This is a genomic window from Pseudomonas sp. FW215-R2, from assembly GCF_058789255.1.
Genome location: NZ_JBYTBO010000005.1, coordinates 1 through 21,593 on the forward strand (window position 1 = coordinate 1; position 21,593 = coordinate 21,593).

Here is a 21,593-nt window from a genome sequence, read left to right on the forward strand (position 1 = left end):
CTCCGCGTCCCCTTCAAAGCCGAACGCGGAGCGTCCGAAGAGGCGTTCCCACGCGGACGGTTCGACGCCTCGACGTGGGAACGATCAGAGTGGTGGACTCAGTCTTCTTTCTTCATCAACCCGGCCAGCGCCGCAAACGGGTTGTGCGTGGCCTTGGCGATTTTCGGCGTGCTCAGCGAGCCTTCGCCGAAGTACTGCTGGTCGGTGTAGCGCGAGTGTTCGTTGTCGTGGCAGTACAGGCACAGCAGTTCCCAGTTGGAACCGTCCTGCGGGTTGTTGTCGTGGTTGTGGTCGCGGTGATGCACGGTCAGCTCGCTCAGGCGCTTGCCGGAAAACTCACGGGCGCAGCGGCCGCACACATGCGGGTACATCTTCAGGGCCTTGTCACGGTAGCCCATTTCCTTGTCGCGCTGGTTGTCGGCGAGGATGCGATCCAGCTTCGAAGTGTTGGTCGGGGTGGACGAACTCATGGGTTCACCTTTGTAGAAAGACTAATGACGGTTATGACGCAAGTTTAGCTCAGCCCTTGAGCTTCTCGGCAATCCAGATCGTGTGGCGGGTGCCCTTGTTGCCGTGGGCGAAGACCTGCACTTCCTCGGCCTTGAAACCGGCCTTCTTCAATTTGTCGGAAAACTGCCGGTCGGCGCTGGCCGACCACACCGCCAGCACACCTTTGGGCCGCATCGCCTTGGCGCACGCGGCCAGGCCAGCGGCGGAATACAGCCAGCTGTTGGCCTTCTGGGTCAGGCCTTCGGGGCCGTTGTCGACGTCGAGCATGATCGCGTCGAAACCGTTCGGCTCGCTTTGCAGCACCTTGGCCACGTCTTCCTGACGGATCACGGTGCGTGGGTCGAGCAGCGGGCGCCCGGACTTTTCACCGAGCGGGCCACGGTTCCATTCAACGACACCGGGCACCAGTTCGGCGACCACCACTTCGGCGCTCTTGCCCAGATGCTTGAGCGCGGAGGCGAGGGTGAAGCCCATGCCCAGGCCGCCGATCAGCACGCGCGAGTTCGGTCGGCCGGCAACCTTGCGGCACGGGATCTCGGCCAGTGCGTCTTCGGAACCGTGCATGCGGGTGTTCATCAATTGCCCGCCGTCGCCGCCCTGGATCTTGATGACAAAGTCCTCGCCATACTCGAACAGGCACAGGGCTCCGCCGTTGTCAGGGATCGGCGTGGTGTCGAGCAGAACGAAACGTTTCATGGAAATCTCTAAAGAGGGGGAGGCAAGCAGGCGCGTTGGGAGTAGCCTGAACGCAGACTTCAGGCCAACGGAGCCCTTGATGAAGCGCACCATTCTAACGGTCATTACCCTGGCCGCGCTCTCGATAACTGCAGTGCAGGCCCAACAGACGATTCCCGTCAGCCCGACGCCGCAACCGGGTTCGCCCGGCACTGCGACGCCAACCCCGTATCCGCAGATCAGCCCGGTACCGATTCCCAAGACTGGTTCGGGCAGTGGCGGGCCACCGCTGGTGCCGATCGAGATGCCCAGCCCGCCGTCCAAGGATCAGCCATTGCCGGGCCTCGAACAGAACGACGGCAAGAGCAAATCCCCCGGCGGCTAGATCTGTTGCGCAGCCAGTTGGCCGTCGGCCATGCGCAGGCGTTTGGACAGGGAGACGGCGAGGGCGCGGATGATCTTGGCGGCGATTTTTGGCGCGTCGTTGAGCATTTTTTCCAGTGAATCCTTGCCGAGGTTGAGCAACTGACAGTTGCTCGCTGCCACGCAGGTCGCTGAGCGGCGTTCGCCATCCAGCACCGCCATTTCGCCGAACGCGCGGCCGCTGCGCAGGGTGGCCATGGTTACGACCTGGCCGTCGCTGCCGGTTTTCTGCACGGCCACCTGGCCGGTGTGGATGATGCACATGAAACTGCCGGCATCGCCTTCGCGAAAGATCGCTTCGCCTTCAGCCACGGTGCTGATGCTGAAGTAGCCCGATGCGGCGGCGAAATCCGCCAGTTGCAATTGATCGAACAGGCCGCAGTCCATCAGCCAGTCGCGGATTTCGTTGTTCAGCAGGGTTGGTTCTGACATGTCGTGCGGTCTTTTTGTTGTGTCGGTTTGCAGGCTCGCGAGCGGGCGCCGAGTTGATTATCGGCGCCCGGCGTCGGGAATTAAGACCTGACTGACCGGCGGAGTTCCTCAGGCGATACCCAGAACCTTGAAAACAAATGCATATTCGAGGGCTACGTCACGTAATCCCTGATAACGCCCGCTCATGCCGCCGTGGCCGGCGCCCAGTTCAGTCTTGAGCAGCAACGGATTGTCGTCGGTCTTGGTCGCGCGCAATTTCGCCACCCACTTGGCCGCTTCCCAGTACTGCACGCGGCTGTCGTTGTAGCCGGCGATCACCAGGGTTGCGGGATAAGCCTGCGCGGTAACGTTTTCGTACGGCGCGTAGGCCTTGATCCGCTCGTAGACGTCCGGCTCTTCGGGGTTGCCCCACTCGTCGTATTCGGTGACGGTCAGTGGCAGATCCGGATCGAGCATGGTGTTGAGCACATCGACGAACGGCACTTCGGCAATCGCCACGCCGAACAGCTCCGGACGCTGATTGAGCACCGCACCGATCAGCAAACCGCCGGCGCTGCCGCCGCTGATTGCCAGTTGCTGCGCGGTGGTAATGCCGTTGAGGATCAGGAACTCGGCGCAGGCAATGAAGTCGCTGAAGGTGTTGTGCTTGTGTTCCTGCTTGCCGGCGCGATACCAGGCTTCGCCCAGTTCACCGCCGCCGCGCACGTGGGCGATGGCGAACGCCATGCCACGATCCAGCAGACTCAGGCGTGCATGGGAGAACCAAGGGTCGAGGCTCGAACCGTAGGCGCCGTAACCGTACAGGTACAGCGGCACCGGTTTGCCGACCATTTCCCGCTTCATCACCAGGCTGATCGGTACCAGCGTGCCGTCCGGTGCACTGGCCCACAGGCGTTGGCTGACGTAGGCGTCGGCGTCGAACGGACCGAGTACCGGGGTTTCCTTGAGCACCTCCTGCGCGCCGTTGGCGAGGATCAGTTGCCGAACCTGAGCCGGACGATTCAACGCCTCGTAGCGCAGGCGGATACGGTCGCTTTCGAATTCCAGGCTGTTTTGCACATAGAGGCTGTAGGCCGCGTCCGGCAATTGCACGCGATAAGGCGCCAGACCGTGTGGGCGAACTTCGATGATCGGCAAACCGCCTTCGCGCAGGCTCAGGGTCAGGGCTTCGGCGTTGAGGGTCACGCCATCGAGCATCACCGAATCGCTGTGGGGAATCAGGTCCTGCCAGTCGGCTTCGCTCGGCGCGATGCCGGTGTCCGGCGCCTGATACAGGGCGAAATTGATGCCGTCGCGGTTGGTGCGGATGAACCAGGTCCATTCGCCGTCGAGTTTGCCGTGGTCGACGTCGTATTCGTGATCCTCGACCCGAGGCGCCAGGCAAGCGAAGGGCAGGTGCGGCTGATTGGCGTCCAGCGCCCAGACTTCGCTGGTGGTCTTGCTGCCCAGGGACAGCAGCAATTGCTGTTCGGAGCTGGCGCGGTAGCAATGCAGGAAGAAACGCCCGTCCGGCTCATGGAACACCTCTTCGGCGGCAGTGCCGTCGAGGCGGTAGCGGAACAGCTTGTGCGGACGATGGGTGTCGTCGAGCTCGCCGAAGAACAGCGTCAGGCTGTCGTTGGCCCAGGTCATGCTGCCGTCGCAGTCCTGGAATTCCAGTTCGCTGACACGCTCGCTGGACAGTTCCTTCACGAACAGCGTGTAAATCTCGTCGCCCGAGGCATCGACGCTGTAGGCCAGACGCTGGTGATCCGGGCTGATGCTGAACGCGCCGAGGGAGAAAAAGCCGCCATTGGCCAGGGCGTTCGGATCGAGCAGCAGCTGTTCGCGGCTTTCGTCGAGGGTCAGGCTGTCGTCGGCCGGACGCGGGCAGCGGTAGTGGCGGGGGTATTCGTCACCCGCAGTGGTGCGCGTGTAATACAGATACGGGCCCCATGGCGACGGCAGGGACAGGTCGGTTTCGAGAATCCGGCCCTTGATCTCTTCGAACAGGGTTTCGCGCAGTCCGGCCTGATCGGCGGTCTGCGCCTGCTGGTAGTCGTTTTCGGCCTTGAGGTAGTCGAGCACCGCGTCGGTGTCGCGTTCCTGCAGCCAGGCATACGGGTCGTGACCGGCATCCTTGCGGGCAATCGGGGCGCTGGTGACGTTGGCGGATACGGGCATGGAGGGCTCTCGAACATGACAAATGAGGACCGCACGGACGGCGGGGAAGCCTGATGTGCGAAAAGTCGTTACTATAAGCGCCTCTTTGCCTGCCTTGCCATGGACACCATGACCGAGAACGACTATCTGATCGCCTGGGGCCTTTACGCCTTTGCCGCCGTGGGCTGCCTGTTGGTGTGGATGCGCATGACCCGCTGGATGTGGCGCTGGCTGCGCGAGCCGCTGCGTGTGCTGATGGCGGTGCTGCTGTTCAGCCCGACCATCATCGACCCGGTGAAGGAAAAATTCGCCCCGTCCATTGCCATCACGGCGCTGGATCTGGCGTTCAAGGTGGGCAACAACGCCTTTCGTGCGATTTCCGAATTGCTCATGTACGCCATGATCGCGTTCGGCCTGTACCTGATTTTCGTGCTGATCCGCTTCCCGATCGAACACGCTTCGAAGGCTCGCAAGGAACAGGCCGAGGCCGCCCGCGCTGCCGCCCGTGCCGACGACGAACGTGACGGCGATCAACCGTTCGGCGCCGCCGGCGATGATCGTTATGGCCGTCCACCGCTGCCGAACAATCCGCAGCGCATGCGCGTCGAGCCGCGTCTGTAATCACGAGAGTCCGCACATGTGTGAACTATTGGGCATGAGCGCCAACGTGCCGACCGACATCGTGTTCAGCTTCACCGGGCTGATGCAGCGCGGCGGTCGTACCGGCCCGCACCGTGACGGTTGGGGCATCGCGTTCTATGAAGGTCGCGGGCTGCGGTTGTTCCAGGACCCGGCGGCTAGCTGCGAGTCGGAAGTCGCCAATCTGGTGCAGCGTTATCCGATCAAGAGCGAAGTGGTCATCGGCCATATCCGCCAGGCCAACGTCGGCAAGGTCTGCCTGTCCAACACCCACCCGTTCGTCCGCGAACTGTGGGGGCGCAACTGGTGCTTCGCGCACAATGGCCAGCTCGCCGATTTCACCCCGATCAAGAGTTTCTACCGCCCGGTCGGCGATACTGACAGCGAAGCGGCGTTCTGCGATTTGCTCAACCGCGTACGTGCAGCGTTTCCGGAACCGGTCGATATAGAAGTGCTGCTGCCGGATCTGGTCGCCGCTTGCGCCGAATACCGCAGCAAAGGCGTGTTCAACTGCCTGCTCAGCGACGGCGACTGGCTGTTCTGCTATTGCTCGACCAAACTTGCGCAGATCACCCGTCGCGCACCGTTCGGCCCGGCGCGGCTCAAGGACGTCGATGTGATTGTCGACTTCCAGGCCGAAACCACGCCCAACGACGTGGTCACGGTGATTGCCACCGAACCCTTGACCGAAAATGAAACCTGGACCCGCTACGAACCGGGCCAATGGAGCCTGTGGCGACGCGGCGAATGCGTAAGCCAGGGCACGACCGAATAAAGGATCTCTCCCCGATGTTGCTCAGTTATCTACGGCTGGTGTTGTTTGCGGCGGGCCTGTTGATCGGTGTCCAGGTGCCGGGATTCATCAACGATTACGCCAAGCGGGTCGAAGCGCATCTGATCGAGGCGCAGACCGGTCTGCGTGGCTTCCAGGGCACTGCCGAGCAGTTTTTCAAAGGTGATATTCAGGCGCTGGTCGCTCATTATCGCGCCAGTGAAGACCCTGTGTTTCGCAGCGATGCCGACAGCCTGAGCACTTTGCTCGCGCGTCAGACCGCGCTGGATAAGCAGTTCCAGGCCATGCAGGGCCCGTGGTACATCCGTGTGCTGCAAGTGGCGCTGGCCGCTGATCCGGACATCCGCAAGGAGACCTGGAACGGCTACAGCTATCAGATTCTGCTGACGCCGGAAGCGATGATCTGGGGCATGAGTGGCGCGTTGTTGCTGTCGTTCGGTCTCGAATGCCTGTTCCGTCTGATCGACTGGGTGGTGCTGGGCGGCAAGCGCCTGCGCCAGAGCCGGCCGATCGAAGACCGGGATGTGCGCGGGCTGTAAGCTTCGATGCATCGTTCCCACGCCGTGGGAACGATCAACTCAGAACGATGTAATCCGTGCCGACCTTGCGCGCATACCCCTCCAGCACCTGCTGACACAACGTCACAATCTCTTCGACCCATTCCACACCGACCCGCCACGACACCACGACCTGCAGGTTCGGCGGGCGCTGTTCGATGTCGAGCAAGGTCAGTTCGCCCCGCGCCAGTTCCTCGGCCACCAGCACCGGTGGCAGCGCGCCAATACCGAAGCCATCACGCAACAACCGGGTGATCGCCGACACCGAATTCACACAGTTCAACCGTGGCGCCAGCACGCCCTGGGCCTGCATCAGCGCCAGAATGTCCTGATGTGGCCGGGAGTTTTTCGAGTAGGTGATGATCCGTTCCTGCGCCAGGTCGGCGAGGCTTTGGTAGTTGCGGTTGTAGATCGAATTGCTGGCGACGATCCAGCCGATGGGGTGACTGGCCAGTTCCAGGCTGCGCACGCTTTCATGGCGTACCAGATCGGTTTGCAGGATCAGATCGAGAAAGCCTTTTTGCAGCTGATCGCAGAGGTTAAGCGACGTATCCGCCACCAGCTCGATTTCTACCCGTGGATACAGATCGGTCATCTGCGCCACCAGCGGGCTGAGCCAGGTGTGAATCACCGTGTCCATCACCCCGATGCGCACCCGGCCGACCTTGCTCGATCGGGTTTCGATCGACTGCTTCAGCGCCTGCATCGTGTCGAGCATCTGCTCGGCGTACTCCAGCACTTTCAGGCCTTCGGGGGTCAGGCTGACGCCGCGTGAGTCGCGCAGAAACAGCTTCACCCCAAGCTCGCCCTCGAGCACCGCGATCCGGCTGGAGATCGAAGCCTGGGTGGTGAACAGCTTGTCAGCGGTCAGGCGAAAACTCTTCAGCCGGGCGACCCAGACAAAGGTCTCGAGAAACTTCAGGTTCATGGCAACAAATTTTTCTTATGTCTTGGGCGGGTTTTTATTCGTTGGACGCGACCGGGTGACGCACCCAAAAATCGACGCATCCGGTCCCACGATAGGCGTCGTCGGGGCTACGAACAAGACCAATAATAATTGCGGAGATTTGCCATGAGTGCTCCCGACACCCTCCCTTTGTCAAAGGCCACGGCCCGTCCCGGACCGTTCGACTGGTATCGCAACATCAATCAGCAGGAGCGTCGCACCTTCTGGAGTTGCAAGATCGGCTACGGTCTGGACGGCATGGACACTCAGATGCTGAGCTTCGTGGTGCCGACCCTGATCGCGATGTGGGGCATCACCACGGGTCAGGCCGGGTTGATTCACACCAGCACGTTGATCGCCTCGGCCGTCGGCGGCTGGGTGGCGGGGATTCTCTCCGACCGCATCGGCCGCGTGCGCACCCTGCAACTGACGGTGTTGTGGTTCGCCTTCTTCACCTTCCTCTGCGGCTTCGCCCAGAACTACGAGCAATTGCTGATCGCCCGCACCCTGATGGGTTTCGGTTTCGGCGGCGAATGGACCGCCGGCGCGGTGCTGATCGGTGAAGTCATTCGGGCCAAGGATCGCGGCAAGGCGGTGGGCATGGTGCAATCCGGCTGGGCGTTGGGCTGGGGCCTGACGGCCATTCTGTATGCGCTGCTGTTCTCGGTGCTGCCACCGGAAGATGCCTGGCGAGCATTGTTCATCCTCGGCATCGTGCCGGCGGTGTTCGTGATTTTCGTCCGCCGTCTGGTGAAAGATCCGGAGATCTACCGCGAAGCCAAGGCCAGGCAAACTCCGGAAAGCCCGTCGAAGTTCTACGAGATCTTCGCTCCCGGCATGCTCTTCACCACGATCCGTGCTTCGTTGCTGACTACTGGTGCCCTCGGCGGCTATTACGCGATCACCTCCTGGCTGCCGACTTTTCTGAAGAACGAGCGCGGCTTGAGCGTACTCGGCACTGGCGGTTATCTGGCGATGGTGATCGTCGGTTCCTACGTCGGTTACGTGATCAGCGCCTATTTGACCGACCTGCTGGGGCGCAAGAAGAACTTCATCCTGTTCGCGGTCGGCTCGTTCACCATCGTTCTGCTCTACACCCAATTGCCGGTCAGCAATGGCGTGATGCTGTGGCTGGGTTTCCCGCTGGGCTTCTTTGCCTCGGGGATTTTCAGCGGCATGGGCGCGTTTCTGACGGAGTTGTTCCCGACGCGGATTCGCGGTTCGGGGCAGGGCTTTTGCTACAACATCGGCCGGGCGCTGGCGGCATTGTTCCCGCTGCTGATCGGGCTGCTCAGCCAGAAGGTGCCGCTGAGTGTAGGCATCGGTGCCTTTGCGGCAGTGTCCTACGGCGTGGTGATTCTTGCGGCATTGAGCCTGCCGGAAACCCGTGGCAAGCAACTGGACGCGCAGTAACTGATAACCTGCGACAACTGTCCTACAGCATAAAAAGATAACAGCTACAGGAGTGTTCACCGTGAGCCGCCTGCTATTGAACTGTGACATCGGCGAGAGCTTCGGCAACTGGACCATGGGTCTGGACGCGGAGGTCATGCCCTTCATCGATTGCGCCAACATTGCCTGCGGTTTCCACGCAGGCGACCCAAGCATCATGCGCAAGACCGTCAGCCTGGCCCTGAGCCACGGCGTGCAGATCGGCGCGCATCCGGCCTATCAGGATCTGGTGGGTTTCGGCCGACGTTCCATGGCGTACACCGCCCAGGAACTGCAAGACATCCTGCATTACCAGATCGGCGCCCTCGACGGCATTTGCCGTGCCCAGGGTGGAAAAGTCAGTTACGTCAAACCCCACGGCGCAATGTACAACGACATGATGGCCAACCCGGCGCAGTTGCGGGCGGTGATCCAGGCAGTCGCAGCTTACGACCGCAGCTTGCCGCTGATGCTGATGGCAACCCGCGACAACGCGGCGGCGCAACAGCTTGGCGACGAATACGGTGTAACCCTGTGGTTCGAAGCCTTCGCTGACCGCGCCTACGACAGCGCCGGCCGACTGGTCTCGCGGCAACTGCCGGGGGCGGTGCATCACGACGCCGAAACCATCATCGAGCAAGCACTGACCATCGCCCGGGGCGACAACCTCACCGCCAGCGACGGCAGCGCGCTGCACTTACAAGCCAACACCTTGTGCGTACACGGCGACAACGCCAGTTCAGTGGCGGCCGTGCAACGCATTCGTCAGGCCTTGAACGAGCAGAGCGCGCCATGAATCCGCGGGTGGAAGTGGTGGCACTGGATTGTCTGATGCTGCGCCTGTTCGATGAAATCGCCGAAGCCAACATGCCGTGGATGCTCGCCGCCAGCGAGCGGTTGCGCACGGTGTTCGGCGAGCATTTGATTGATCTGGTGCCGTCGTACACCACGTTGATGGTGCATTACGATCTGACCGAATTGAATCCGAGTCAGGCTCGGGATTTGATTGCCGAAGCCTTGATTGACCTTTCGCCCAATGCGCGAACCGGCGGCCAGTGTCACGTGCTGCCGGTTTGGTACGATTTGAGTGTCGGCCCGGAACTGAGCCTGCTGTCGCAGCGCAGTGGTTTGTCGGTGGAAGAAGTGATCTGCCGTCACAGTGCGCGTGAATATCAGGTGTTCGCCCTGGGTTTTGCACCGGGGTTTGCCTTCATGGGGCTGGTGGACGAAGTCCTGGCGGCCCCGCGTCTGAACACACCTCGCAAGAAAGTCGCCGCCGGCAGCGTCGGCATCGCCGAACGGCAAACTGCCGCGTATCCGGTGGTGTCTCCCGGTGGCTGGAACCTGATCGGTCGCACGCCGGCAAAACTGTTCGACCGTGAACGCGATGGCTACAGCCTCATGCAGCCCGGCGATACCGTGCGTTTCGAAGCAGTGAGCCACGCCGAGTTCATCCGTCTCGGCGGTGACGACACGCCTCTGGAGGCCCTGGCATGAGCCGACTGACAATTGAAGCGAGCACACCGCTGTGTCTGTTGCAGGACGCCGGACGATTCGGCGTGCGTCATCTGGGTGTGACCCAGGGCGGCGCGGCGGACTGGCGGTCGATGGCCTGGGCCAACTGGCTGCTGGGCAATGGCCTGGATTTGCCGGTGATCGAAATCACCCTTGGCGGGTTTGCGGTGGTGGCGGAGGACGACTGTCTGCTGGCGTTGGCTGGCGCCGATCTTGGCGCGCAGATTGACGGTGAAATGTTGGCGCCGTGGCGCAGTTTCAAACTGCGCAAAGGGCAGACCTTGAAGTTCACCCAGCCGTTGTTGGGGGCTCGGGCCTATCTGGCGGCGCCCGGTGGTTTCAGTGCGCCGAAAGTGTTGGGCAGCAGTGCCACGGTGGTGCGCGAAGAGCTCGGCGGCCTCGATGGTTTTGGCTTGCCGCTGGCCAAGGGTGCTTCGCTGAGTTATCAGGGCGAAACCCTGTTGGTGCGTGAGGTTTCGGCACAGCATCGGCCGGATCTGCGCCTCGACGCGCCGCTCGATCTGGTGCTTGGCGCGCAGATCGGTCAGTTCAGCGGGCAGAGCCTGTTCGATGCATTCAACAGTGCCTGGACGCTGGACAGCCGTGCCGATCGCATGGGCATTCGTCTGTTGGGGACGGCGTTGCAGTATCAGGGTAAGCCGATGATTTCCGAGGGCATCCCGCTGGGCGCGGTGCAGGTGCCGCCGGACGGGCAGCCGATCGTGTTGCTCAATGATCGGCAGACCATTGGCGGGTATCCGCGATTGGGAGCGTTGACGCCGTTGGCGCTGGCACGCCTGGCGCAGTGTCTGCCGGGGGCGAAGGTCAGGTTGCGCCCGGTGGTACAAGAAGTTGCACACCGGGAACATATCGAATATCTACAGCGCTTTACTTGATCGTTCCCACGCTCCGCGTGGGAATGCCGCCCGGGACGCTCCGCGTCCCAGTGACGCAGAGCGTCACTTGATGCATTCCCACGCAGAGCATGGGAACGATCCGCTTACTTGGACAGAAACCGCATCCCCTCTTCCAGCCCGCGCAACGTCAGCGGATACATCTGATCCTCGATCAGATCCCGCACGATATTGGTCGATGAGGTGTAGCCCCACGTATCTTTCGGGTACGGGTTAATCCAGATGAGCTTCTTGTACTTCTCCATGAAGCGCTGCATCCACACGTAACCCGGCTCTTCGTTCCAGTGCTCGACGCTGCCGCCGGCCTGGGTGATTTCATAAGGCGCCATGGCGGCGTCACCGATGAAGATCACTTTGTAGTCAGCACCGTACTTGTGCAGCAGGTCCTGGGTCGACGTGCGCTCGGAGGTACGGCGCATGTTGTTCTTCCACACCGATTCATAAATGAAGTTGTGGAAGTAGAAGTACTCCAGATGCTTGAACTCGGTCTTGCAGGCTGAGAACAGTTCCTCGCAGATCTTCACGTGGGCGTCCATCGAACCGCCGATGTCGAACAGCAGCAACAGTTTCACCGTGTTGCGCCGCTCCGGGCGCATCTGGATGTTCAGCAGGCCGGCGTCCTTGGCGGTGTGGTCGATGGTGCCGTCGATATCCAGCTCTTCCGCCGCGCCCTGACGAGCGAATTTACGCAGACGGCGCAGGGCGACCTTGATGTTGCGGGTGCCCAGTTCCACCGAGTCGTCGAGATTCTTGTACTCGCGCTGATCCCAGACTTTCACCGCTTTGCCCTGGCGCTTGCCGGCGTCGCCGACCCGAATGCCTTCCGGGTTGAAACCGCCGGAGCCGAACGGGCTGGTGCCGCCGGTGCCGATCCATTTGTTGCCGCCGGCGTGGCGTTCTTTCTGTTCTTCCAGGCGCTTCTTGAACTCTTCGATCAGCTTGTCCAGGCCGCCGAGGGATTGGATCTGTGCGCGTTCCTCGTCGGTCAGCGAACGCTCGAACTCCTTGCGCAGCCAGTCTTCGGGAATCAGCGCCTGCAAGTGGTCGTCGAGTTTTTCCAGGCCGTTGAAGTAGGCGCCGAACGCACGGTCGAACTTGTCGAAATGCCGTTCGTCCTTCACCAGAATCGCCCGGGACAAGTAGTAAAACTCGTCCATGTCGGCGAACGTCACGCGCTGTTTCAGCGCGTTGATCAGGTCGAGCAGCTCGCGCACCGACACCGGTACCTTGGCTGCACGCATTTCATTGAACAGGTTGAGCAACATGGCGTCAGCCTCTTAGCGGGTGCCGCGACGGCTCATGAACGCCAGGCGTTCAAGCAGTTGCACGTCCTGTTCGTTCTTCACCAGCGCACCGGCCAGCGGCGGGATGGCTTTGGTCGGATCGCGCTCGCGCAGCACTGCTTCGCCGATGTTGTCGGCCATCAGCAGTTTCAGCCAGTCCACCAGTTCCGAGGTCGACGGCTTCTTCTTCAGGCCCGGCACCTTGCGCACGTCGAAGAACACGTCCAGCGCTTCGCTGACCAGGTCCTTCTTGATGTCCGGGTAGTGAACGTCGACGATTTTCTGCAGGGTGGTGCGGTCGGGGAACGCGATGTAGTGGAAGAAGCAGCGGCGCAGGAAGGCGTCCGGCAGCTCTTTCTCGTTGTTGGAGGTAATGATGATGATCGGACGCTTCTTGGCCTTGATGGTCTCGTCGATCTCGTAAACGTAGAACTCCATCTTGTCGAGTTCTTGCAACAGATCGTTGGGGAACTCGATGTCAGCCTTGTCGATTTCGTCGATCAGCAGAATCACGCGTTCTTCAGACTCGAACGCCTCCCAGAGCTTGCCCTTCTTCAGGTAGTTGCGCACGTCGTGGACTTTTTCATTGCCCAGTTGCGAGTCGCGCAGACGGCTGACCGCATCGTATTCGTACAGGCCCTGATGGGCCTTGGTGGTGGACTTGATGTGCCAGGTGATCAGCTTGGCGCCGAACGATTCGGCCAGTTGCTCGGCGAGCATGGTCTTGCCGGTGCCCGGTTCGCCCTTGACCAGCAGCGGCCGCTCCAGGGTGATGGCGGCGTTGACCGCCAGCTTCAGGTCATCGGTGGCGACGTAGGCCTGGGTGCCTTCGAACTTCATCTGCTAATCCTCGAACGGTAACGCCGACCTGAACGGGCAGGGCGGGGGCGAAATAATCGGATGCCCGACTATAACGCGCGGCCCGGTCGACTGTGAACGCAGACGGCTTATTCAGTCTCTGAATGGGGCGTCACATGTTGACTCAACCCGCATCCGGCTTCGGACGCTCATACCGGGCATTGAATGCCTGGATGAATCCATTGCGCAAAATCTGCAAAAACGCTTCGAACGCGCTGATATCTTGCTGATGGACGCTGCCGCTGAGTTCGACCTTGGTTGCGAACTGGTTTTTGGCCTGGTTTTTCAGCACGGTTTCAGTGCCGCCGACCAGCGCCTCCCAGACTGAGCGGAAGATGCTTTTGTTCTTGTTTTCCACGTCCTGTTGCCAGTTGAACACTTCGACATCCCGCAGCAACGGCTTGATGTAGCCCGTCAGCTGGGCTTTTTTGGCCTGGGCCTCGATGACCACGTCGCCGTGGCCGGCGCTGAAGTCGAACTTGCCATAGGCCGAGGCAAAGTCGTTCATGCGCTTGAGTTCGAGGTCGCGGGCACGCAGGCGGAACTCGAAGTCTTCGAAGTTGCTCAGCGGGTCGAAGGTGGCGGAGGTTTCCAGTGGCGCCTGGCCCAGCAGCAGGGCCTTGCCTTCGAAGCGGGCATCACGCTTGCCCTGGGTGTCGACGACGTTGGTCAGGTTGTAAATGCTCGCTTCGACGTTCGTAGCGTTCATGTTCACGGGCGGTTTGGAGTTGAAGTTGCGGAAACTGATGCGACCATCATTGATCTGCACTTCGTCGAGGGTGATCGGCAGCAGCTTGCCCAACTGCGCGCGCCAGTCGGTGCCTTTACCGGTCTGGGAGTTCTGTTTGTTGGCACCGCCATCGACGAAATTGACTTCGGGTCTGAAGAACTTCACCTGCGCTACTACCGCGTGGTCGTACCACAGCGAATGCCAACTGACGGACAGATCGATCAACGGTGCATTGACGAACGGCACCGGTACCTTGCCGTCGACCTTGACGATCTTCAGTCCGTTGATCTTGTACGCACCGCGCCACAGGGCCAGGTCCACATCGGTGACCTGCCCACGGTAGTCGCCCATGTTGGCCAGCTTGTCATTCAGATAGTCGCGCACGAGAAAGGGCAGGGCGATGTGCAGGGCGATCAGTAGCACAACGACAGTGGTGAGGATCCACAACGGCCAGCGGTAGCGACGCTTCATGGCGGCAATTCCCGAACGGTGTTAAGCGATGGACTGCCGCCTGTAGCAGACGTTCGACCCGACTGGACTGGCAGGAGCAACAGGCTTACCTTGGAGAGCTGAATTCAACGCTGCATAAGGACCCAGCCATGAGCCGCATTTTTGCTGACAACGCCCATTCCATCGGCAATACGCCGCTGGTGCAGATCAACCGCATTGCGCCCCGTGGCGTGACCATCCTGGCCAAGATCGAAGGTCGCAACCCGGGCTATTCGGTGAAGTGCCGGATCGGCGCGAACATGATCTGGGACGCCGAAAGCAGCGGCAAACTCAAGCCGGGCATGACCATCGTCGAGCCGACCTCGGGCAACACCGGCATCGGCCTGGCCTTTGTGGCGGCCGCTCGCGGTTACAAATTGATGCTGACCATGCCGGCCTCGATGAGCATCGAGCGGCGCAAGGTGCTCAAGGCGCTGGGTGCCGAGCTGGTGTTGACCGAGCCCGCCAAAGGCATGAAAGGCGCAATCGAAAAGGCCAACGAGATCGTCGCCAGCGACGCGGGCAAATACTTCATGCCGTCCCAGTTCGACAACCCGGCCAACCCGGCCATCCACGAAAAAACCACCGGTCCGGAAATCTGGAACGACACCGACGGTGCGATCGATGTACTGGTGGCGGGCGTCGGCACCGGCGGAACCATCACCGGTGTGTCGCGGTATATCAAGAATACGGCGGGCAAACCGATTCTGTCGGTGGCGGTGGAGCCGGTGTCTTCGCCCGTGATCACCCAGGCGCTGGCCGGCGAAGAGATCAAGCCGAGCCCGCACAAGATTCAGGGCATTGGCGCCGGTTTCGTACCAAAGAACCTGGATCTGTCGATGGTCGACCGGGTCGAGCGCGTGACTGATGAAGAGTCCAAGGCGATGGCCTTGCGCCTGATGCAGGAGGAAGGGATCTTGTGCGGCATTTCCTGCGGTGCGGCGATGGCCGTTGCAGTGCGCCTGGCGGAAACCCCGGAAATGCAGGGCAAGACCATTGTGGTGGTGCTGCCGGACTCCGGTGAGCGTTATCTGTCGAGCATGTTGTTCAGCGATCTGTTCACCGATCAGGAAAACCAGCAGTAAGCGTCCCGTTGATTCAGGTCAGCCAGGGTTCAGGACCGATATGTTAATTAATGCTTTGTTGCGCAATTCTTAACACTGAATCTTGGGTCGGGCGGGTTTTTCCCGGAGCCGGTAGTGTTTATCATGGCCGGCCGCCATGTCGGGTAAATGACATTGCGTGGCGTTGTCTTTTTTCAAGGAGTTGTTGATGACCTTTTCGTTAGCCGCCAAGGTGTCGGTGTTGCTGCTGTTTGTGGGCAGCATCCTCTACGTGCATTTGCGCGGCAAGGCGCGTTTGCCGGTGCTGCGTCAGTTCGTCAACCATTCGGCGCTGTTCGCTCCGTACAACGCGTTGATGTACCTGTTCTCCGGCGTGCCGTCCAAGCCCTATCTGGATCGCAGCAAATTCCCGGAACTGGACGTGCTGCGCGACAACTGGGAAACCATCCGCGACGAAGCGATGCACCTGTTCGACGAGGGCTACATCCGCGCCGCCGAGAAGAACAACGACGCCGGTTTCGGCTCGTTCTTCAAGAAGGGCTGGAAGCGTTTCTACCTCAAGTGGTACGACAAACCGCTGCCATCGGCCGAAACCCTGTGCCCGAAAACCGTGGCACTGGTCAGTGCCATCCCCAACGTCAAGGGTGCGATGTTCGCGCTGTTGCCGGGCGGCAGCCATTTGAATCCGCACCGCGATCCGTTCGCCGGTTCCCTGCGCTATCACCTCGGTCTGTCGACGCCCAACTCCGACGATTGCCGGATCTTCGTCGACGGTCAGGTTTACGCCTGGCGCGACGGTGAAGATGTGATGTTCGACGAGACCTACGTGCACTGGGTCAAGAACGAAACCGAAAAGACCCGCGTTATCCTGTTCTGCGACATCGAGCGTCCGCTGAGCAACCGCCTGATGACCCGCATCAACCGCTTCATCAGCGCCTGGCTGGGTCGCGCCACCGCACCGCAGAACCTCGACGACGAACGCGTCGGCGGGATCAACCAGGCTTATGCCTGGACCAAGAACTTCAGCGACCGGTTCAGTGGTGTGGTCAAACAGTGGAAACGCCGCAATCCAAAGGCCTACCGCGTAATGCGGCCGGTGCTGGCGGTGGTGGTGTTGACGTTGCTGGGGTATTGGCTTTTTGGTTGAGGCTGGATGCAGAAATGAAAAACCGCTCACTTGAGCGGTTTTTTGTTTTCTGAATCAGGGACGTCCAGCGAGTAAGCTTGGTTCATCGATAGAGGTGCCAGTTGCAATGATCTGTAGGAGCCGCCGTTGACTGGCTGTCAGTACCGTCGGATCAGCTTCACCCTTCATTGCGTGCGGTTTTTTCTTTCTGGGGGACTTTTTTATTTCTTTGCGCATGTTCCCACCGTGGTTGATCAATATTTGAGCGTTTTTCACAATACTAGGCTCCCTACTGTTTTGACAAGACGACCATCGTTATCCAGACCGAAGCCGAGCTGTTCGTAAATTGGCACTGCTCCCTGGAATGGCTCTTGAACCTCGATCAAACTGCTGCCAATGATGCGGGCGTATTGCTCAATAGCCAGAACGGATAACGGTGCAACGCGGTTTTTCAATGGATGAGTTTCTCTTGGCCGCCCCTCCAGTCGTACGATTCGAATGCGTCGTCGACTTTTATTCGGGTTGGCAAAGCAAAGTCCGCACAGTTCAGATTCAAACCAGATTGCGATGTCGAGAGCGAGAGGTTCGCGTGCTTTCCATCCAATGACGTCTACCCATGAAAAGTGCGGGCTCTCCCAACATTCAAAAGCGCTCAGCGCCAACGAGTCGATAGGTCAAGAGTTGTGGGGCCAGCGATCTCCAGATCAATCTGGAGTTGAGTAGTGGCAGCGCGGGCAAGTTTTCTTGCCTGCGACTTGTACAACTGATACCGCAGATGATTCCGTTCCCTTGGCATGTGATCTCGCGCATTCCATATCCCCATCAATGGTCGTTGCAATTGCAAACGAGCCTATGCGCCTACCCTCAGCCTGTCGCTACTGGCCCTTTGTCCAACTCATTGCAATCCATGTCGCAGGCTGGTTATAGTCGGCGCTCGTGAGTTCTACGGCTCACCTTTCAACCCTTCAAAAAAGATCAGCCCAATGCCTGCATCCCTCATCAACGCGGTAGTCGATTCAGCGGTCAACGCTGGCGTCGTGCCGTGCGGGAATCAGCAGCCTGTGCAGATCAGTCATTACCCCCCACCTGTCAGTAGCACGCCGGTGTGCGCAGTCGTATCACCGCCGGGCGTTGGCGTTTCGGGCTGATCAGCGTTTTCTGCTGACCCCTGTGCCTGCCTGAAAAAACCTACTGAATTTCAGCTTCGGCTGAGTTGGCTATTTGCCTGACTACAGGTGGTATTCATGTTTGTCCTTTCGAAAAAGTCCGCGCTCGCGGCGGCGTCCACGAGCCTGTTCGTTCTGCTGTGGAGCAGCGGGGCGATCTTCTCCAAGTGGGGGCTGGCCCACGCTTCGCCCTTTGCCTTTCTGCTGATCCGTTTTGTGATTGCCCTGTGCGGGCTGGTGCTGCTGGTGCCGTTGCTCAAGTTGAAGCTGCCCAAGGGTGGCAAGCCGATGCTGTATGCGATGGCCACCGGGGTGGTGCTGTTGGGGGCTTACCAGATCTTCTATCTGCTGGCACTGGACCTGAAGGTCACCCCCGGCGTGATGGCCACCATCATGGGTGTGCAACCGATTCTCACGGTGGTGATCATGGAGCGTCAGCGCTCGGCGAGCCGCATTTTCGGTCTGGCGCTGGGACTGGCCGGTCTGATCATGGTGGTCTACCAGGGCATTGGTCTGGCCGGGATGTCTTTGGCGGGAATGCTGTTCGGTCTGCTGGCACTGGCGAGCATGACGTTCGGCTCGATCATGCAGAAGCGCATCACCGACAATCCCCTCGGCACGCTGCCGGTGCAGTATCTGGCGGGGCTGTTGTTGTGCGGGATCTTCGTGCCGTTCCAGCCTTTTCACTTCGAGCACAGCGCCGGCTTCATCGTGCCGGTGCTTTGGATGGGACTGGTGGTGTCGGTGCTGGCGACCTTGCTGCTGTACCGACTGATCGCCCGGGGCAATCTGGTGAATGTCACCAGTCTGTTCTATCTGGTGCCAGCGGTGACGGCGGTGATGGATTACCTGATCTTCGGCAATCGCCTGGCGGCGTTGAGCGTGTTGGGGATGCTGTTGATCATCGTCGGTCTGGTCTTTGTGTTCCGTAAACCGGCATAAGAAACGCGTATGAAAAAGGCCCGGGAGGAAACTCCCGGGCCTTTTTACATCTGCTGATCAGCGAGTCGCGACTTCTACCGGTTTCACCGCCGCCGGCTTCAACACCAGCCACAGCGCAATCGCGATCAATACCCCGCCATACACGTGGGCCATCGACAGCGGTTCATCGAGAAACAACGCGCCCCACAGCACGCCAAACGGCGGGATCATAAAGGTCACCGTCATCGATTTCACCGGCCCGATGGAGCTCAGCAGACGGAAGTAAATGATGTAGGCAAATGCGGTGCAGCCCAGACCCAGGCCCAACAGCGACAACCAGACATTCCAGCCACCCCAGCTCACCGGCGGCTGAGTGATGACGCTGTAGCCAAACAGTGGCAGCAGGAACAGGGTAGCGCCAAGCATACTGCCCAAAGCCGAAAGACGGCTGTCGAGCCCGCCGGCCTGATCCAGCCAGCGTCGAGCGAGGAACCCGGCGAAGCCGTAGCAGGTCGTTGCGAGCAGGCAGGCGACAGCGCCCATCAACAGCGGCAGGTCGAACGCGACCGGGCCGGCGCGGGTCAGCACGCCCACGCCGAGCAGGCCAAGGAAAACCCCGGCCAGTTTGGCCACTGTGAGTCTTTCGCTGAAGAACAGCCCGCCGATCAACACGCCCATCAGCGGTGTGGTGGCATTGAAGATTGCGGAGTACCCGGCCGGCAGCACCTGGGCAGCGACGGAATACAAGGTGGCCGGAACGCCGGAGTTGATCACACCCAGTAGCATCACGGTCTTGAGTTTGCCTTTGAAGTCCCAGCTGATGCGCATCAGGCCGAGGATCACCAGCAAACCGACCGCCGCGATCGAGACCCGGAAAAATCCGGTAGGAACGGTGCCGATCGTGGGGGCGATGATGCGCATGAACAGGAAGCTCGCACCCCAGATCGCGGCCAGCGACAACATGCGGAAAATATCGACAGGGCTCACGGGCAACTCCTTCCTTGATGGGGACGAGAGTGTTGCCGAGCGCCCTGACGATGGCAACCGCTAAACGGGCATTTAATTTTTCGCTCAGAGCACGAAGCGCGTCACCAGGCCGTTCAGGTCGACGGCCAGGCGCGACAGTTCCTGACTGGCGGCAGACGTTTGGGTCGCACCGGCGGCGGTCTGGGTCGACAGGTCGCGGATGGTCACCAGGTTTTCGTCGACTTCCCGGGCCACCAGCGCCTGCTGTTCGGCGGCGCTGGCGATCACCAGGTTGCGCTGATTGATCTGAGAAATCGACGCGGTGATTTTCTCCAGTGCATGACCGGCACTGTTGGCTCGGCGCAGGGTCTGGCTGGCCTGTTCGGCGCTGCTTTGCAACGCGCCGACCGTGGCGCCGGTGCCTTGCTGGATGCTGCTGATCATCAGCTCGATTTCTTCGGTGGAATTTTGCGTACGTTGCGCCAGCGAGCGAACCTCGTCGGCGACCACCGCAAACCCGCGTCCGGCCTCTCCGGCCCGTGCCGCTTCGATGGCGGCGTTGAGTGCCAGCAGGTTGGTCTGCCCGGCGATGCCGCGAATGACCTCCAGCACCTTGCTGATGTCCTGGGCCTGGGTCGCAAGACCCTCGGCCTGTTCGGAGGCGCCGAGCACCGCGCTGACCAGTTCCTGAATCGAGTTGATGGTCTCGCTGACCTGCACGTGCCCGTGCTTGCTGTCTTCGTTCGAGGCTTCGGACGCTTCGGCACTGGACACCGCATTGGCCGCGACTTCATCCACCGCCGTGCTCATCTCGGTAACCGCGGTGGCGGCTTGTTCGATCTGGTCGTTCTGCTGTTGCAGGCCGCGGGTGCTCTGTTCCATCACCGAACTCATTTCCTCGGCGGCGGAGGCCAGTTGCTGGGCTGACTCGCTGATGCCGCGAATGGTCGAGCGCAGATTGCCCTGCATTTCAGCCAGAGCGTTGAGCAACTGCGCGGCTTCGTCCCGACCCTCGCTGTCGATGCGACCGCTGAGATCCCCGGAGGCAATGCGCCGTGCCACGTTCAACGCCTGATTGATCGGCGCGGTGATGCTGCGGGTCAGCAGCCAGGCCAGCAGCAACGTGGCGATCAGGGCGATGACGATGATCGTGGCGACGATCCACAGCGCCTGCTGGTACATCGCCGCCGCAGACCTGGCGGCGGCATCCGCGCCTTGCTGATTGAGACTGATCATTTGCTCCAGGGTCTTGTCGAGCACCGTGCCCTGCGGCGCCAGTTCATTGGTCAGGCGCGCGTAGGCCTGATCGTTCTGTCCGGCGTCGATCTGCTTGAGGATCTGGTCGAGGATGCTCAGGTACTTGGCCGTGTCGGCGCCCAGACCTTCCAGCATCGCCCGTTCCTGATCGTTGGCGATCAGGGCTTTATGGTCGTCGAGGCGTTTGAGCAATTCCTGGCGTTGCGCGGTGAGAATGCCTTTGCTTCGTTCGCGAATGGCCGCCTGGGTGCTGGTGATCAGGCGCAGGGATTCGAGGCGGATGCTGGCGATGTTCGCTGCCGCGTCATGGATGCTTTCGATGCTGGGCATCCACGATTCTTCAATCACCGCCGCGCTCTCGCGCAGGGTTTTCATCTGTCCCAGGCCGAACAGGCCAACCACCACCAGCAGGCTGGCCAGAACGGCAAAACTCAAACTGGCGCGCAAACCTATGCGCAGATTCCGGATAGACATCAATGTGCTCCTTGGGCATTGGGGGAGAGGTCGTCCTCGTGGGCCGAGGATCTTGTTGTGAGGCGGGTGATGGCGGGCTGTATATCAAAGTGCCAGTATCTTGGTAAGGGCCGTTTTTGACCGACGCCGCGAGGAATGGACAGGCGTGAACACCTCGTGCAAAGGCGCGGACTAGAGATGTCGTTGATAAGTTGGATCCGAAACCCAGAGAAAACGCGGGCTGGCGCCGTGCAGGGGGAAGTGCCGTTCTGGATGTTTACTGACCGAACGGTCGATTCAAAA

At 60.7% G+C, this 21,593-nt stretch carries 21 protein-coding genes; 11 read left to right on the top strand and 10 right to left on the bottom strand.

From position 1 onward, the window contains the following. Positions 1–98 precede the first annotated feature (98 nt). Positions 99–470 carry a YajD family HNH nuclease gene (locus AC3WRD_RS08430; RefSeq protein ID WP_007944009.1) on the bottom strand — a complete coding sequence of 124 codons (372 nt, stop codon included), beginning with the start codon at positions 468–470 and terminating at the stop codon, positions 99–101. Between the two features lie 49 nt (positions 471–519). Then, positions 520–1,206 carry a spermine/spermidine synthase domain-containing protein gene (locus AC3WRD_RS08435; RefSeq protein ID WP_011332930.1) on the bottom strand — a complete coding sequence of 229 codons (687 nt, stop codon included), beginning with the start codon at positions 1,204–1,206 and terminating at the stop codon, positions 520–522. Positions 1,207–1,285: 79 nt separating this feature from the next. Between AC3WRD_RS08435 and AC3WRD_RS08440 the strand changes: the two genes are divergently transcribed. Next, positions 1,286–1,570, top strand: a complete 285-nt coding sequence (locus AC3WRD_RS08440) for a hypothetical protein (protein WP_096819383.1) — start codon at positions 1,286–1,288, stop codon at positions 1,568–1,570. Here AC3WRD_RS08440 and AC3WRD_RS08445 read toward each other — a convergent pair. Both AC3WRD_RS08445 and AC3WRD_RS08450 read right to left on the bottom strand, forming a co-directional pair. Further along, on the bottom strand, positions 1,567–2,040 hold the full coding sequence (locus AC3WRD_RS08445) for a cyclic nucleotide-binding domain-containing protein (protein WP_096819382.1): 474 nt from the start codon (positions 2,038–2,040) through the stop codon (positions 1,567–1,569). The genes AC3WRD_RS08440 and AC3WRD_RS08445 overlap by 4 nt on opposite strands. A 108-nt stretch (positions 2,041–2,148) precedes the next feature. Continuing rightward, positions 2,149–4,203 carry a S9 family peptidase gene (locus tag AC3WRD_RS08450; RefSeq protein WP_102620225.1) on the bottom strand — a complete coding sequence of 685 codons (2,055 nt, stop codon included), beginning with the start codon at positions 4,201–4,203 and terminating at the stop codon, positions 2,149–2,151. Positions 4,204–4,302: 99 nt separating this feature from the next. On the opposite strand from AC3WRD_RS08450, the gene AC3WRD_RS08455 reads away from it, so the two are divergent. Genes AC3WRD_RS08455 through AC3WRD_RS08465 form a run of 3 tightly spaced genes read left to right on the top strand, consistent with a single transcriptional unit; the run spans position 4,303 to position 6,153 of the window. After that, entirely contained in the window at positions 4,303–4,803 is a 501-nt protein-coding gene (locus AC3WRD_RS08455) for an MFS transporter (protein ID WP_102620226.1), read from the top strand. Positions 4,804–4,819: 16 nt separating this feature from the next. Further along, entirely contained in the window at positions 4,820–5,596 is a 777-nt protein-coding gene (locus AC3WRD_RS08460; protein ID WP_003222625.1) for a class II glutamine amidotransferase, read from the top strand. Between the two features lie 14 nt (positions 5,597–5,610). Next, positions 5,611–6,153, top strand: a complete 543-nt coding sequence (locus AC3WRD_RS08465) for a DUF2937 family protein (RefSeq protein WP_102620227.1) — start codon at positions 5,611–5,613, stop codon at positions 6,151–6,153. Between the two features lie 34 nt (positions 6,154–6,187). Here the strand turns inward: AC3WRD_RS08465 and AC3WRD_RS08470 are convergent, their stop codons facing one another. Further along, a complete protein-coding gene (locus tag AC3WRD_RS08470; RefSeq protein ID WP_102620228.1) occupies positions 6,188–7,099 on the bottom strand; it encodes a LysR family transcriptional regulator in 912 nt (303 codons plus the stop codon). A 144-nt stretch (positions 7,100–7,243) separates the two neighbouring features. Here AC3WRD_RS08470 and AC3WRD_RS08475 point away from each other — a divergent pair, with 144 nt between their 5' ends. The 4 genes from AC3WRD_RS08475 (at position 7,244) to AC3WRD_RS08490 (ending at position 10,959) form a co-directional block, all read left to right on the top strand. Continuing rightward, positions 7,244–8,530, top strand: a complete 1,287-nt coding sequence (locus AC3WRD_RS08475; RefSeq protein ID WP_102620229.1) for an MFS transporter — start codon at positions 7,244–7,246, stop codon at positions 8,528–8,530. A 61-nt stretch (positions 8,531–8,591) separates the two neighbouring features. Next, positions 8,592–9,344 carry a 5-oxoprolinase subunit PxpA gene (locus AC3WRD_RS08480; protein ID WP_102620230.1) on the top strand — a complete coding sequence of 251 codons (753 nt, stop codon included), beginning with the start codon at positions 8,592–8,594 and terminating at the stop codon, positions 9,342–9,344. Further along, the gene (locus tag AC3WRD_RS08485) at positions 9,341–10,045 is read left to right on the top strand and encodes a 5-oxoprolinase subunit B family protein (protein ID WP_102620231.1); all 705 of its coding nucleotides are present in this window, start codon (positions 9,341–9,343) and stop codon (positions 10,043–10,045) included. The genes AC3WRD_RS08480 and AC3WRD_RS08485 overlap by 4 nt, the downstream gene beginning before the upstream one ends. Continuing rightward, entirely contained in the window at positions 10,042–10,959 is a 918-nt protein-coding gene (locus AC3WRD_RS08490; protein WP_102620232.1) for a 5-oxoprolinase subunit C family protein, read from the top strand. Before AC3WRD_RS08485 ends, AC3WRD_RS08490 begins: the two co-directional genes overlap by 4 nt. Positions 10,960–11,063: 104 nt before the next feature. On the opposite strand, the gene AC3WRD_RS08495 is transcribed toward AC3WRD_RS08490, so the two are convergent. The 3 genes from AC3WRD_RS08495 to AC3WRD_RS08505 form a co-directional block, all read right to left on the bottom strand. Next, positions 11,064–12,242 carry a vWA domain-containing protein gene (locus AC3WRD_RS08495; protein WP_007956512.1) on the bottom strand — a complete coding sequence of 393 codons (1,179 nt, stop codon included), beginning with the start codon at positions 12,240–12,242 and terminating at the stop codon, positions 11,064–11,066. 12 nt (positions 12,243–12,254) lie between these two features. After that, positions 12,255–13,100, bottom strand: a complete 846-nt coding sequence (locus AC3WRD_RS08500; protein WP_007911294.1) for an AAA family ATPase — start codon at positions 13,098–13,100, stop codon at positions 12,255–12,257. A gap of 142 nt (positions 13,101–13,242) precedes the next feature. Then, positions 13,243–14,319, bottom strand: coding sequence for a DUF748 domain-containing protein (locus AC3WRD_RS08505; protein ID WP_102620233.1), 1,077 nt, complete (start codon positions 14,317–14,319; stop codon positions 13,243–13,245). 128 nt (positions 14,320–14,447) lie between these two features. Here AC3WRD_RS08505 and cysK point away from each other — a divergent pair, with 128 nt between their 5' ends. The 3 genes from cysK to AC3WRD_RS08520 all read left to right on the top strand — a co-directional run bounded on the left by cysK (position 14,448) and on the right by AC3WRD_RS08520 (position 18,635). Continuing rightward, positions 14,448–15,422, top strand: coding sequence for a cysteine synthase A (gene cysK / locus AC3WRD_RS08510; protein WP_102620234.1), 975 nt, complete (start codon positions 14,448–14,450; stop codon positions 15,420–15,422). A gap of 187 nt (positions 15,423–15,609) precedes the next feature. Then, the gene (locus tag AC3WRD_RS08515; RefSeq protein ID WP_096819371.1) at positions 15,610–16,548 is read left to right on the top strand and encodes an aspartyl/asparaginyl beta-hydroxylase domain-containing protein; all 939 of its coding nucleotides are present in this window, start codon (positions 15,610–15,612) and stop codon (positions 16,546–16,548) included. Positions 16,549–17,771: 1,223 nt separating this feature from the next. Continuing rightward, positions 17,772–18,635: a DMT family transporter gene (locus AC3WRD_RS08520; protein WP_102620236.1), complete on the top strand. Its 864-nt coding sequence runs from the start codon at positions 17,772–17,774 to the stop codon at positions 18,633–18,635. Between the two features lie 57 nt (positions 18,636–18,692). Here AC3WRD_RS08520 and AC3WRD_RS08525 read toward each other — a convergent pair whose 3' ends face one another. Then, the gene (locus AC3WRD_RS08525; protein WP_096819367.1) at positions 18,693–19,601 is read right to left on the bottom strand and encodes a DMT family transporter; all 909 of its coding nucleotides are present in this window, start codon (positions 19,599–19,601) and stop codon (positions 18,693–18,695) included. A gap of 84 nt (positions 19,602–19,685) precedes the next feature. Next, on the bottom strand, positions 19,686–21,311 hold the full coding sequence (locus tag AC3WRD_RS08530) for a methyl-accepting chemotaxis protein (RefSeq protein ID WP_102620237.1): 1,626 nt from the start codon (positions 21,309–21,311) through the stop codon (positions 19,686–19,688). Positions 21,312–21,593: the final 282 nt, after the last annotated feature.